General features: G+C 44.7%; 14 protein-coding genes. 10 read left to right on the top strand and 4 right to left on the bottom strand.

The genetic code is table 11. The annotated features are described in order from the left end of the window. Positions 1-76: 76 nt before the first annotated feature. A complete protein-coding gene (gene maiA / locus AACT23_RS01695) occupies positions 77-727 on the top strand; it encodes a maleylacetoacetate isomerase (protein WP_094127563.1) in 651 nt (216 codons plus the stop codon). 40 nt (positions 728-767) lie between these two features. On the opposite strand, the gene AACT23_RS01700 is transcribed toward maiA, so the two are convergent. The 3 genes from AACT23_RS01700 to AACT23_RS01710 form a co-directional block, all read right to left on the bottom strand. Continuing rightward, a complete protein-coding gene (locus AACT23_RS01700; RefSeq protein ID WP_094127566.1) occupies positions 768-2,279 on the bottom strand; it encodes a M28 family metallopeptidase in 1,512 nt (503 codons plus the stop codon). Positions 2,280-2,468: 189 nt separating this feature from the next. Beyond that, entirely contained in the window at positions 2,469-3,302 is an 834-nt protein-coding gene (locus AACT23_RS01705; protein ID WP_094127569.1) for a CPBP family intramembrane glutamic endopeptidase, read from the bottom strand. 118 nt (positions 3,303-3,420) lie between these two features. Continuing rightward, entirely contained in the window at positions 3,421-4,128 is a 708-nt protein-coding gene (locus AACT23_RS01710; RefSeq protein WP_094127572.1) for a glycerophosphoryl diester phosphodiesterase, read from the bottom strand. A gap of 165 nt (positions 4,129-4,293) precedes the next feature. On the opposite strand from AACT23_RS01710, the gene AACT23_RS01715 reads away from it, so the two are divergent. The 9 genes from AACT23_RS01715 to AACT23_RS01755 all read left to right on the top strand — a co-directional run bounded on the left by AACT23_RS01715 (position 4,294) and on the right by AACT23_RS01755 (position 12,136). Continuing rightward, complete coding sequence (locus AACT23_RS01715; protein ID WP_094127576.1) at positions 4,294-5,070, top strand: MBL fold metallo-hydrolase; 777 nt, start codon at positions 4,294-4,296, stop codon at positions 5,068-5,070. Between the two features lie 155 nt (positions 5,071-5,225). Then, a complete protein-coding gene (locus AACT23_RS01720) occupies positions 5,226-5,999 on the top strand; it encodes a DUF3450 domain-containing protein (RefSeq protein WP_094127579.1) in 774 nt (257 codons plus the stop codon). Continuing rightward, complete coding sequence (locus AACT23_RS01725; RefSeq protein ID WP_094127582.1) at positions 5,996-7,336, top strand: MotA/TolQ/ExbB proton channel family protein; 1,341 nt, start codon at positions 5,996-5,998, stop codon at positions 7,334-7,336. Before AACT23_RS01720 ends, AACT23_RS01725 begins: the two co-directional genes overlap by 4 nt. Then, entirely contained in the window at positions 7,336-7,884 is a 549-nt protein-coding gene (locus AACT23_RS01730) for a MotA/TolQ/ExbB proton channel family protein (RefSeq protein WP_094127585.1), read from the top strand. Before AACT23_RS01725 ends, AACT23_RS01730 begins: the two co-directional genes overlap by 1 nt. Next, on the top strand, positions 7,881-8,285 hold the full coding sequence (locus AACT23_RS01735) for an ExbD/TolR family protein (RefSeq protein WP_013856855.1): 405 nt from the start codon (positions 7,881-7,883) through the stop codon (positions 8,283-8,285). The genes AACT23_RS01730 and AACT23_RS01735 overlap by 4 nt, the downstream gene beginning before the upstream one ends. Then, positions 8,285-8,905 carry an energy transducer TonB gene (locus tag AACT23_RS01740; RefSeq protein ID WP_094127588.1) on the top strand — a complete coding sequence of 207 codons (621 nt, stop codon included), beginning with the start codon at positions 8,285-8,287 and terminating at the stop codon, positions 8,903-8,905. The genes AACT23_RS01735 and AACT23_RS01740 overlap by 1 nt, the downstream gene beginning before the upstream one ends. Further along, complete coding sequence (locus AACT23_RS01745) at positions 8,902-10,086, top strand: tetratricopeptide repeat protein (protein WP_094127591.1); 1,185 nt, start codon at positions 8,902-8,904, stop codon at positions 10,084-10,086. Before AACT23_RS01740 ends, AACT23_RS01745 begins: the two co-directional genes overlap by 4 nt. A 157-nt stretch (positions 10,087-10,243) precedes the next feature. Then, positions 10,244-11,107 (top strand): patatin-like phospholipase family protein, encoded by an 864-nt coding sequence (locus AACT23_RS01750; protein WP_094127594.1) that lies wholly within the window; start codon positions 10,244-10,246, stop codon positions 11,105-11,107. Positions 11,108-11,287: 180 nt separating this feature from the next. After that, positions 11,288-12,136: a DNA ligase gene (locus AACT23_RS01755; protein WP_176428294.1), complete on the top strand. Its 849-nt coding sequence runs from the start codon at positions 11,288-11,290 to the stop codon at positions 12,134-12,136. Between the two features lie 78 nt (positions 12,137-12,214). Here AACT23_RS01755 and AACT23_RS01760 read toward each other — a convergent pair whose 3' ends face one another. Next, positions 12,215-13,585, bottom strand: a complete 1,371-nt coding sequence (locus AACT23_RS01760) for an MATE family efflux transporter (protein WP_026027236.1) — start codon at positions 13,583-13,585, stop codon at positions 12,215-12,217. Positions 13,586-13,822: the final 237 nt, after the last annotated feature.

Genomic DNA, 13,822 nt, shown 5'->3' on the forward strand with positions numbered 1-13,822 from the left:
GGATAACGTTAGACATGCGTGATGATAAAGGGAACAGCCTGTTTGGTCTAATCGATCAACGCGTGGTGAAAGGGTCATGAGTGGCCTCAAGTTATATGGGTATTGGCGCTCTTCAGCCGCTTATCGAGTTCGCATCGCACTTCACCTCAAGGCGCTCGATTATCAGTCGATTGCTATCCATTTAGTTAAGGAGGGCGGAGTGCAACATTCAGCCGAGTTTAGCGCTCTCAATCCGAGTGAGTTAATTCCGGTACTGGAAGATAACGGGCATTGCATTACTCAGTCGTTAACCATCATCGAATATTTGGATGACCAGTATCCCCAAGTACGTTTGGTTCCGCTATCAGGTAAAGAGAAATATCAGGTTAAAGCACTGGCGCAAGACATTGCTATTGATATTCATCCACTGAACAATCTACGAGTTTTACAATATTTAACGCGTGAACTGGACGTGGATGAAAGTCAAAAAGGAGACTGGTATCGGCATTGGATAGCTATCGGTTTTCATGCCTTGGAAAAGAAATTGGCGACAGTATCAGGAGAATACTGTGTTGGTGATCAACTGAGCTTAGTGGATGTTTGTTTAGTACCACAAGTGTATAACGCGGAGCGCTTTAATCTTGATATGGCGCAGTTTCCGATCATCAAACGAATCACTGCTGAGCTTCGTGCTCATCCGGCGTTTATTGCCGCTGCACCTGAAAACCAGCCCGATACTGAGCGTTAATCGATTAGCCAGCCTTGCGGCTGGCATTTATTTGCGCTGTTTATTGAGCATTCGCCACTAAACTTGCATTACTGTAATTGTTGTATCCATGCAGCAAAATAGAATAGCGGCCCGGTTGAGCATTGGAGAACTGACACGTTTCATTATTGCCACTGCGATAAGGACGGCAGTCGTATTGCTGTAGATCGGCATCAGTTTGATACTTAACGTATAAATCGGCATCGCCGCTTCCCCCTGACAATACAATACTCAAGTTGCCCGCTTCCTGCAGTTCGAATTGATACCAGGTTTTGCTATTTCTGCTGGCCGATAAACCGTTCACAGGTACGCCATTTTTCAGTTGATTACTCGGTGTAGGCGGTGTTAAGGCGCTACTCATTTCAACCACATAAGCCAATCCAAGTTTAGTAAATTTAACCGCATGCAATCCTGTGGGGTCGGAATTTTGCAGAGTGTCTTGCGGGCTATGAATATTAGGGTTGTAATCATTAAATTTGGATTCAAAAGGCATCGCGGCTGGGTAACCAACCGCATGCCAAGAGGCATGATCAGAGCAGGCATAGCCACACGTATCAAATCCATAGGTTAATGACGGTAAATATTCATCCAATAGCTGTGTCAAATACTGGGTAAAACTACTGTCAGTGTAATCGGTTATGAAGACAATATCTTCGCGTGAACCTTGGTAGTTAGTCATGTCTAACTGCATCACAGACATTACTTTTTTACCTTCGGCTTTAAAACGATTGGCTAAGTCTTGTGAGCCTCGAAGGCCCACTTCTTCGGCGGCGTAAGCCATGAAAGCGATGCTGCGTTTAGGACGAAAATTTTGCTCAGACAACAAACGGATGATTTCTGTCACGCCCGCGATACCTGATGCATCGTCGTCCGCACCCGGCGCAATGCTGCTTTCGTTGGTTCGAGAGCCAAGGGTGGAGTCTAAATGCCCGCCAATCACCACCCATTCGTCAGGTTTTTCTGAGCCTGTAATCGTAAGCATCACCGATTTCTGGTTGTAGCCTGAATGTGTGATTTGTTCCACTTTGCTTGCTGGTAGTGACGCAGAGAGTGAGCGCCAATGATCAGCAATCCAATTCGATGCTTGAGCACCAGTCGAGGTGGTATAAAAGCGATTTTTAAACTGGGTTAAGGTGGTGATGGTACTGGTGATTTGTTGCGCTGATACTGATGGCAACCAAGCGTTAACGGTGGTTTGCTGAGTTATTTCTGGTGCACTGAAAGCGTTTAGATTCAGCGGCATTGCGCTGACACTCATCGCACTTTGTGCAGAAGGGTGTACCATATAACCACCACATCGCTGATGATTTTCGTGCATTTCATGTGAAAGCGTCGCTAACTCGCTGACTGGCACTTGCCCAACCCATACTGATGTTTGATTAACAATGTTTTCAGGTAATAGGTTTTGGGCTCCAGAGCGAAGCGCCGTTTGCGTCGCGTCACTACCAATGGAAATCCACACCTTTTCTTCTGCATAAGCGGTACTGAAACAGCCTGCTAGCGCAATCGCTAATAACGTTTGTTTGTGATTCATTCTCTCCTCCCTGGAGTATTATTATCAACATGACGTTGACCATAAACCCTAGGCCAAAAATAGGAATAATGAGAACAATTCGTTTTATACTCAGTTGTTCATAACGGTTGTCACTAAACTATCAATAAGGTATTTCATCGACTGAAAAAAAGAAAAAAGCCAGCGAAAACTTCAGCTGGCTTAAAGGTTTTAACGCTGTACCCATACTGGATAAGTGAAGAAAATAAGGTGGGAAAAATTAAAGAGAAAGTGGAAGAGTACAGCCGTCCATAAACGCCCGCTTAGATGATAGATCGCGCCGTAGCCAATACCGGCTAATGTGGCAAATAGCACCAAAGTCACGCCGCCAGAAAAATGCGCAAGACCAAATAGGGTACTAGCGAGCGCAATACCGAGCCATAGACCCAATTTTTCACTAACGGCTTTTTGTAAATAGCCCCGGAAAAATGCTTCTTCTACCACACAGGTTAAAAGCAAATTATTGAGAGCAAAGAGCCACCACCAAGTCGGTAAAGATAACTCGGGCTTAATCGCGCCAAGCGCCCATGCGACAAAAAGCAAAGCAAAAAGAGGAATCGACACTTTACCGATCGCGGCCCAACGAATGGTTTGATGGTTGCCAAGGAGTGGCGGCCAAGCGAGTAGCAAAGCAAAAAATACCATAGGTTTATCTAGGTTCAAGTAGAGACGAAAGGGGGCACTATTGGCACCAGCAACCACATTATCCAGCACTTTAGGGTTATTAAAACCAGGAATAGCATGCAGAAGCAGTGCAATTGCCCATAATAGCAACGCACCATGAGCAAACCATTTCCAGCGGCCTTTCAGTTGTGGGATGTAATAAGCACCACATAATCCAATGGCGACATACAGTAGGGCGATTAACGATAATCGGTCTGTGAACCATCCGCCCACTAACGACAGTGCTAGCAAGGTGAATGCTGGACGTAACTGCTTTTGAAAACTGAAGATAACGGCAAAAAGCAGCGGGATCCAAATCCATAACGATGAGTCAAGTATCATAGAGAGTACCTTAGGAAATCATCCATATTATTGAGTGATGACAGAGTGGAAGAGTGGCGCATTATGAAGAATCATTCTCAATAAAGAGATTCTACCAGTCAGCTAAACGCTTGCAGGCTTACAAAAAGCACTGTGGATCGTCACTAAAAATGGCGTCAACCGAGTTGAGATGTTTGAACTTTTTCGGATTATTCACCGTGTAGCACCAAATTTGGTAACCCGCTTGATGTAACTCGGCAATGTGTTTCGCACTGATCCATTGATAGTTAAGGTTACAGCCAAAGGCGTCAATTTCGGCTAACACTTGTTTATCTTTACGCGTTAATCGCTCGCTCAACACCGCTAATTTATAACCCGGACAATGCTGATAAAGCTCGCGCATGATAGCGTGGCTAAAACTGGAGAGAACAATCTGTTCATTCGGTAATCCACATTGATCCAGTTGCGCTTTAAGCTGAGCAGCGACTTGAGCAACATCGTGTTTATCCACTTTGACTTCAATGTTTAAACCAAGGCTGTGCTGCTTTGCGAGTGTAAGCAACGTCTCTAATGTCATGATGGGTTCGCCTGAAAATTGAGGATCAAACCAACCGCCAAAATCGAACTGTTGTAATTGCTCAAGCGTGTAAGAATCAATGCGCCCTTTACCATTACTGCAACGATCAATGGTGTGATCGTGACAAACAACCAATATATGATCTTTAGTCGGTTGCACATCCACTTCGACCCACTTTAGGCCTAAATCAATAGCGGCTTGCACACTCACTTGGGTATTTTCAGGGTAATGTCCGGCCACCCCGCGGTGGCCAATAATCATAGGCTTCATAGCGTTATCTCCACACAATTAAAACCGGCTCAGCATAGCGCGCGCCTTCTATTTTGTCTTCAAATTGATGGAAATGAGAGACGACGCGCTTTGGACATCACTTTCGCTAATGCTATGCTTATCCAACATCAGGCAGGAGGTCTGATCTGTCAAGTAGGGATAACGGTGAAGCTACATACGATCAAAGGCTATATTCAGAATATGTATCTGGCTGAATATCCAGAACGATTATTACTGCTAGACGGTGCAAGTCGAGCAGACATTCCTACGTTGCAGCACTTCATTGAGAATGAACTGAACCGTCCTTTTTCTCATCTTCATACCGTTGTGGTAACTCACATGCATCCAGATCACGCTGGGGCGGCTCATCAATTGCGTGCATTAACGGGTTGTAAAATTATCTCTGCCAATAAAGATCATGATTGGTATTGTGGTTTGGACGGATTTTGTATGCATCTAGCCGATCTTGCGCTTGCGCGTTGGATGGCGAATCGCCTAGGCCGCCCGCGGCAGAATTTATGGTATCCACGTGTCTTAAAGCCTGACATTAAGCTCAACGATGGCGACACTATTCCTCATTTTAACGAATGGCAAATCTTAGAAACCCCAGGGCATACCGACAGAGATTTGTCTGTCTACCATACACAACAAGGCATTGTGTATGTTGCCGATTTAATGGTTGAAGTGAAAAAGCAGTTGATTGCCCCTTTTCCTATTTTCCATCCCAATCAATATCGCCAGTCACTTGAACGGATCTTCAAGCTCAACCCAGAAACACTGCTTCTTGCACACGGCAAAGAGGGGCGTTTGAGCGAAAAAACCTACCAACACCTGCTAAATACCGCACCTATACGGCCCATCACACATTGGCGAGTGGTCAAAATGAAAGTCAAAAGTTTAATGAAGTCTGTTTGGCAATTTGGGGTCAGCAAAGGTAAATAAAGGGTAGGTGGCTTTAAAACTCATCAGCAAAGAGTGTTCGCCGCATACTGTGGTTGTTTGCACCGGAAAAAATCGTTAGAATGCGATCCTTGATGATAATGAGAGCTTTTATCAACAAGGTGATAACACTTCGTTGAAGGTAATGAATAACGTCTATGAATCTTTTAAAAATCAGCTTGTCCTTGGTGGCGACTACCAGTTTGTTCGCAGTAAATGCTTCTACACTCAGTGACGCGAATGCCATCCAAAATAAAACCAATTCGGCTTCAGTCGCCAGCCAACAGAACATCAATAACAGTTCTCAATCAGCGTTGCTGATGCAAGCTGACATCGATCAGTTAAAAGAAGAAGTGAAAAATCTCACTATTTATCGTAATCACTTGGCATCGCTGGTGGAAAACCAGAATCAGGAAGCGCAAAGTCTATCGTCACAAATTGATGAGATAAAACTGACTCGCCAAGGCATCGTTCCTTTGATGTATCAGATGATCGACGGGCTACGTACCCTAATCGAAAACGACAAACCATTAAAGCGCGAAACGCGTTTAGAGCGTTTAGAAAAGCTGGAATCGATGATGGTGCGATCGGATGTCAGCGATGCTGAAAAATACCGCCGTATTCTTGAAGCGTACCAAATCGAAATTGATTACGGGACTAAACTGGGTGTTTATCAAGGCGCAGTGGTGCTCAATGAAAACAAAACCATTGAAGCTGACATTTTATACGTTGGCCGTTTATCGCTGGTGGCTCGTAGCTTAAATGGCAAACAGTATTGGATCTGGAGCCAAAACTCGCACCAGTGGACCGATGTCGATAGTGGGTTATATGCCGATTTAGATACCGCTTTCAAAATGGCCAACAATTTAATTACACCAAACTTAATGACGATACCTGTTTCACTTGAGTTAGTAGAGGAGCAAAGCAAATGAAGATGGTTTTCTCTCTCTCATCACTCTGTTTAACACTATTGGCTTTCAACAGCTTTGCTTCTACGGAATTAGTCAGCAACGCCAAAGTGGAAAACAAACAGCAGCAGCAGCACAATATCGAACGCGAAGCGGGTTTTAAACAAACCGAACAGCAGCTACGCCGCGCCAAAGCAGAGCTAGAAGCTCAGCGCCAAGATTTACAAGCGCAAGCGGATAAGCTAAGCACGCAATTCAGTAATAATGAAAACCGACTAGCACGTTTAGAAGAGCAACTTCGCTTAGAAACAGGAAGCCTTGGAGAGCTGTTTGGTGTGGTACGCCAAAATGCCAAAGCATTAAGCAGTGAATTGGAATCTTCCATCACTGCGGTTGATCGCCATCAGTATACATCGCGGGTACAAGAAATTGTTGCCGCAAAATCTTTACCCTCGATGCCGCAGCTGACGGGGTTATGGCACAGCCATATTGAACAGATCATCGCCAGTGGTGAGCTAAGCCGCGTTCAGATCGCATTTATCAATGGTGACGGTGTCACGCAAAATGTGGCCGCTTATCGTATTGGAACCTTTGGTTTGGTGACAGAGCAAGGTTATGTCAAATGGAACGGGGATAAACAAGCCGCCACCGCTTATTTGAAACAACCGGACAATGGACCGATTTTCTCTGGCCTAAATACGGGAGAAATCGAAAGCTTAGTGGTCGATCCTTCGCGTGGCATCATGCTTGAACAGCTAGCCCTTACGCCAACGTTAGCCGAACGGCTACAAATGGGTGGTGCGGTCGGTAACATCATTTTGGTACTGCTTGGTATTGGTTTAATCATTGCTTTCTATCGCGGCTTCGCATTGGTGATGACTCACCACAAGATCAAAGCGCAGCTTAAAGATATACAGCAAATTGGTAATAACCCATTGGGGCGAGTACTCAGCGTCTATAGCAAAGAGCAAAATCGCAGCGTTGAAGCGTTGGAGCTGCGCTTGCTGGAAGCGGTGGTCGATGAACAAGCGCATTTGGAAAAAGGCTTATCGATGCTGAAGTTATTAGCCGCGATTGCGCCGATGCTTGGGCTATTGGGTACGGTGACCGGCATGATTGAAACCTTCCAAGTGATCACACAATTTGGTAACGGTGATCCAAAAGTAATGGCAGGCGGTATTTCAATGGCCTTGGTGACTACCGTTCTGGGTTTAGTCTCTGCGATTCCACTATTATTAGCTCATAATATCTTAAGCTCTCAAGCCGAAAATATTCGCTCTATTTTAGAAAAACAGGGGATTGGCCTCGTTGCTGCGCAAGCAGAACAAGAATGCCAAGCTTCAATGAGGAATGCGGCGTAATGAACAGCGTATTGCCAAGCGCACTGCTCAGCAATGACTGGCTAACAACCTTGCAGCAGTTTATGCAGCAAGGGGGTATCGTCTTATGGTGGCTAGCTGGGGTGGTGGCGCTTTATTGGTTGTTGATCATCGAACGCGTACTGTTTGTGGTATTGAGCTTTCCTAAATATCGAAAAGGGTGGTTAGAGCAATGGCATCAACGCGCGGAACATCATTCATGGTATGCCCATGCGATTCGTGAAGGTTGGATGGGTGAAGCGCAGCAGATGCTGCGCCACAACCTTAACATGATCAAACTGCTCGTGACACTTTGCCCAATGTTAGGGTTGCTCGGCACAGTCACCGGAATGATCTCTGTGTTTGATGTGATGGCAAATCAAGGCAGTAGCGATCCTAAATTGATGGCATCTGGCATTTCATTGGCCACATTACCGACAATGGCCGGAATGGTCGCGGCCCTTGCGGGCATGTTTGTGCATGCTCGTCTTGCAAAAAAGTGTCATCTACTTGAATTAAAATTAGAAAAATCGTTAAGGAGTTTGCGATGAGATTAGGCAGACGCCAGCCAAGAAATGATGAAGCGCAGATAGACTTAACATCGATGCTCGACATCGTCTTTATCATGCTGATTTTTTTCATTGTTACCAGTTCATTCGTTCGTGAATCAGGTGTTGAGGTTAACCGTCCTCAAGCTTCTCACGCGGTGAGCCAGAAAGATGCGGGTATTTTTGTCGCTATCAATGCATCCAATGATATTTACATCGACAAACGCTTGATTGATGTTGAACGTGTAGAGGCCACCCTAGAACATCTGCTGCTCGAACAACCAGATGCGGCGTTAGTGATTCAAGCGGATGAACATGCTTATAACGGTACGGTTGTTAAAGTGATGGATGCGGCCAAAGGGGCCGGAGTGAAAAATATCGCATTGGCGGCGGAGAAACGTTAATGGGACGTTTACTGCTTGCTTTGCCAATTGCAGGAGCGATTTCGCTGGCGCTGTTCAGTTTTATGGCGTGGATGGTGGATAACGGTAACCAACGCGCTGTAAAACCAACTCAAGCACTGCGATTTAACATGGTGATGATGGAACAAGAACACGATTTACAGCGTCGCCAACGTAGCGTTCCGGAACCTTTAAAGTTGCCTGAGCCGCCACCGCAAGCACAAGTGACACAGTCACAAACTACCGCTACGGCCGCTACATCACTCACTAGTTTACCAGCTTTGGGTTTGGATACAGCGCTTAATGGGGTGGAGATTAGCGCACCAACCTTTGGTGATTTTGGCTCAAACCAGCAAGCAATGCCGTTATATCGTGTCGAGCCGGTTTATCCAAGCCGAGCCCTAAAGCGAGGTGTAGAAGGTTTCGTTACATTAAGCTTTACCATTGATACAACAGGAAAAGCCGTCGACATCAATGTCGTCGATGCCAATCCTAAACGTATGTTTGAGCGTGAAGCGATGCAAGCGCTGAAAAAATGGAAGTATCAACCTCAGATTGTCGACGGTAAAGCCATTGAGCAGCCGGGACAAACCGTGACTGTGGAGTTTAAAATCGCCAAATGATGAAACGTATGTTGATTGGCTTATCACTTGTTATCGGCTCGCTCTCTTTAAATGCGAGCGAATTAAGTGCGACAACAGTCCTGAAAGTGCAAAAAGCACAGCAATTTGCATTAGAAGAGAACCTCACTCAAGCCATTGAGGTACTGAGCAGTGTTGAAACGTCACGTCTTTACGATAAAGCATTTGTCGCCCGGATGCTTGGTGTGTTTTATTGGCAAAGTGGTCAGCCCAAAGCGGCTATCAAACAGATCAAGTACGCTGTAGAGAGTGGAGAGCTGCAAGATGAGCAGGCATGGACCACCGAACGTATGTTGGCTGATCTGTATGTCAATGAACAACAATTTGAAAAGGCGTTACCGCACTACTACCAATTATTGAAATCCGTTCCACCTTCACAAAAAGTAGACGTTCTGTGGTTGCGTATCGCACAGACCCACTACCAAATTGCACAATGGGAAAAAGTGCTGCATGCGTTGGATAAATACCAAACCGTGACACCACTTAATACTAAAAATCCATTATCACTTAAATTAGGTGCGCAGCTTCAGCTAGAACAATGGAAGGCGGCCATTCCAACTTTAGAAAAACTGATCATGCTGGAGCCTGACCAAGCCAGTTGGTGGCGACAGTTGGTCGGTTTACATCTGCGTTTAGATCAGCGTCGTCAAGCATTAAACAGTTTAGCGTTAGCCAAATTACAAGGTGTGGAATTAACCGATAAGGATAAACACTTGCTCGCGCAGTTGTATGCGCAAAACGGCATTCCAGAACGTGCGGCGCAAGTTCTGCAAACATTATCTGATGCTGATCAAGACTTAACTTTACTGAAAGAGCAAGCCACTTACTGGCAGCAAGCCAAAGAATGGCAATCAGCGATCAGAACATGGACAAAAGCAGCTGAACAGGATGAGCAATATTATTGGCAAGTGGCGCTGCTGTACAACCAGCAAGGGCAATTTAAAGAAGCGTTACAGGCGTTGGATAAAGTCACCACGCGCGAGAAAAAAGCCGATGTCGCGTTAGCGCGAGTTCATGCGCTGTACAAACTCAATCAACTCGATAATGCTCTATACCAAGCCAAGCAAGCTGAAAACCTAAACCCATCAAGCCATGCCAAAGGATGGATCAAATTTCTTTCTCGTTTACAAAAAGTTCAGCAAGCGCAAACTGCTAATATCTGATCATAGCGCCTCATCTGCCCGATGATGAGGCGTCTGACCTTTTACGATTTTTGAATCGTCATTATCAAGACTGACATTGGTTCGGTTTTGCCTATCTTAGTGATAAAGAGAACCTATTATTGTCTTTCTGATTTTTTCCGTACCATAACGTTTAACGATGAAGTACAGAGAGAGAATCATGATGAAAGCGTTAGTGGTTGAAGGTGGTGCGATGCGCGGCATTTTTGCCAGTGGAGTCTTGGATAGTTTTTTACAACATCAGCATAACCCATTTGATTTTGTATTAGGTGTTTCAGCTGGAGCTTCAAACTTAATCGGCTACCTTGCGAAGCAACCGAGACGCAGTTATCTCGTTGTAACTCAGCTTGCCACCAACCGTCTTTTTTTTAACCCAATTCGCTTTATTAAGGGGGGAAATCTCGTCGATGTGCGTTGGCTAATCGATGAGTCCAACCGACGTTATCCGATTGATGAAGACAAACTGTTTAACTCAGTCCCTTTCTTTGCCGTTGCAACCAATATCGAAACGGGTAAAGCCGATTATTATCGAGTGACTCAAGAAAACTTGAGTACGGCCATTGAGGCCACATCCGCGCTACCGATAGTTTATAAGCACACGCCTTGTTTCCATGGTGGTTGCTACACTGATGGAGGGGTTGCTGACTCGATCCCTGTTAAAGAAGCGTATCGCCGTGGAGCACGAGATATTACGGTTGTTTTATCACATCCACTTAGCTATATCATGTCGCCCCCTAAAAGTAAGTGGATGATGAAAAAACTCTTTTCACACCATCCAAATATGGCTAAATCAATGCTATTTCGTGCGAAACATTACAACCAATCACTTGAATTTATTCGTAACCCACCTTCTGATGCCATCATTCGAGTAATCGCGCCACCTGAAGGGTTTCCCGTAAAGAGATTGACGATGAAGTTACCTTTGCTCAACATAGGCTATGACATGGGCTTAAAAGCAGGGAAGAATCATTTGGAGTGGCTTGAATACACACATGCAGCCTAAAAACGCTTAGGTTCAAAAGGTTGATAAAACACTATCTACATGTCGTAACTGTGTATGTAATAAGCTGTTTTTTAGAGATGATTGAGTATGAATTTCATCGCAATTTATCTTGTTTATGGTTTTCATATGAGTAGTACGTGCTAAGTATGTACCACATTTTGATTGATCGAGCCTGATGGCATGCAACTGAAACTATCATTACTCTCCATCGCTTTATTGAACACAATTCCTGTCACTGCAACGGAAAACTTTCAGATGTTTATTCCGGTCACTGCGGCCAATAGTTACCAACATGGCATTGATGTTGCTGGGTACTGGAAAAGTGAAAAACTGGATGGAATTCGCGCCATCTGGAATGGACAATATCTCCATACGCGTAATGGTAATAAGATCAATGCGCCTGCTTGGTTTACTGCACCATTACCTAATAAAGCATTAGAAGGAGAGCTCTGGGCTGGACGAGGTCAGTTTCATCACGTACAACAAACGGTATTGGATACCATACCAACCGATGAAGCGTGGCAAAGCATCCGCTTTATGCTGTTTGATATGCCCGAAGCGATAGGTGACTACCAAAAGCGATACCGCAATCTTATCCACTTATCCTCACTCATGAATGCTCCGCACATTACCTATATTGAACATTCACCAATTCACTCAGAAAAAGAGCTGCTTGGGTATTTAGACAACGTAAGTGATGGGCAGGGTGAAGGGGTAATGCTGCGAAAAATTAATGCCCATTACCAAGCCGGCCGCAGTAACGATTTACTTAAGCTAAAAAAACACCAAGATGCTGAAGCTACGGTCATTGGTTATAAACTGGGTTCTGGCAAGTATCAAGGTATGATGGGATCAGTGCTAGTGCGCTTAGAAAACGGTGTTGAGTTCTATATCGGCAGCGGTTTTTCTGATGAGATCAGAAATAATCCGCCAAAGATCGGATCCATTATTACTTTTCGTTTTAATGATCTCACTGCAGAAGGAAAACCAAGATTTGCACGTTTTATGAGAGAAAGGCCAGCAATATAAATAAGGCCAGACAATGTCTGACCTTATTATTTCATCGCAACACCTTTTCGCCACGTTGAAATTCAGAGAATCAAGCTGTTATTTCGATGCAAAATCGAGTTGCACGCTATCGGCTTGTTGATGCATCCAGTGTAAGCGGATACCCAGCATTAAAGCAGCAGAAGATAAGCCAACGATAAATCCTATCCAGAACCCACTGGCACCCATAGGTTCGACAATGAAATCTGTCATTGCTAATACATAGCCGGTTGGCAAGCCAATCATCCAATAAGCGATAAAGGTACGATTAAAAATAGCCGTCATGTCTTTATAACCACGTAGCGCTCCTGCTGCAACGACTTGAATCGCATCCATACATTGATAAATAGCCGCAAAAATAAGCAACTGCATCGCCATGGCTACAACGGCTTGGTTTTCCGTATAAAGCAAAGCCACATATTCACGAAATAGAACCGTTAACGTCGCCGTGATAATTGCAGTAGATAAACCGACTAACAAGCCAACCTGCGAAGCGATGGTTGCCCCTTCAATATTTTTCTCGCCCAGCTTATGGCCAACACGGATGCTCACTGCCGCGCCGATACTCATCGGTAACATAAAAATTAATGATGAGAAATTCAAAGCGACTTGGTGAGCCGCCACCACCAATGAACCGAGTGGAGCGACCAACAATGCGACCACAGCAAATAGAGTAACTTCAAAAAATATCGCTGCCGCCACAGGAAAACCAAGCTTGAATAAGCGAATTTGCGCTTTCAATTGTGGTTTATGGAATTCACCAAAGATATTAATGTGCGCCATGCGTTTAGAAGTGACGACATAAAACAGCAGCATAAAAAACATCAACCAATAGACAATTGCCGTCGCCACACCACAACCTACACCGCCTAGCTCTGGTGCGCCAAATTTTCCGTATACGAAAATCCAGTTAAGTGGAATGTTAACTAATAAGCCCGCGAAACCAATCACCATAGCGGGTTTCGTCAGTGAGATACCATCAGTGAAACTGCGCAATGCTTGAAATAGTAAATAAGAAGGTACGGCAAACATCACGGCGTACATGTACCCGTTAGTTTTTTCAGCCATCAACGGCTCAATATCCATCCACCCCAAAATCCATTGAGTTTGAAAAAGAACACCAATAATGGGAATAGAGACAAACAACGCTAGCGCTGCGCCTTGCTGTATTTCAAAAGGAATTTTCTTTTGCCGCCCTGATCCGTTGAGTTGCGCTACCACAGGAACCAACGCCATTAACAACCCAACACCAAACAGAATCGAAGGTAGCCAAATACTTGCCGCGATCGATACCGCAGCCATATCAATCGCACTCACACCACCTGCCATGACGGTATCTACAAAGCCCATTCCAGTTTGAGCAATAGAGGCAATCAACACAGGTGTTGCCAATTTGATTAAATTTGAAGCTTCTTGTTTATAACGATGCACAAATATCTCCAGAGGAAGGACAAGCAAAAATCGCGACCAATAATCAACTTATCGCGTAGGCATGGATGATAAAGAAATGTCACACTAAGCTCCATGAAAAACTGATGAAATTACCTAATGTTTATTGGGAAGGTTGCTCGTCGCGCTGTATGTGGTGAAATCTATTTCAGACAAAGCTTGATTAGGCTAGATAGGGGGGCTTGGCGTGTTGCACGTAACCATTAAGAAGAGCGCTTG

The sequence above is a fragment of the Vibrio sp. V09_P4A23P171 genome, from assembly GCF_963875615.1.
Taxonomy (GTDB): domain Bacteria; phylum Pseudomonadota; class Gammaproteobacteria; order Enterobacterales; family Vibrionaceae; genus Vibrio; species Vibrio anguillarum.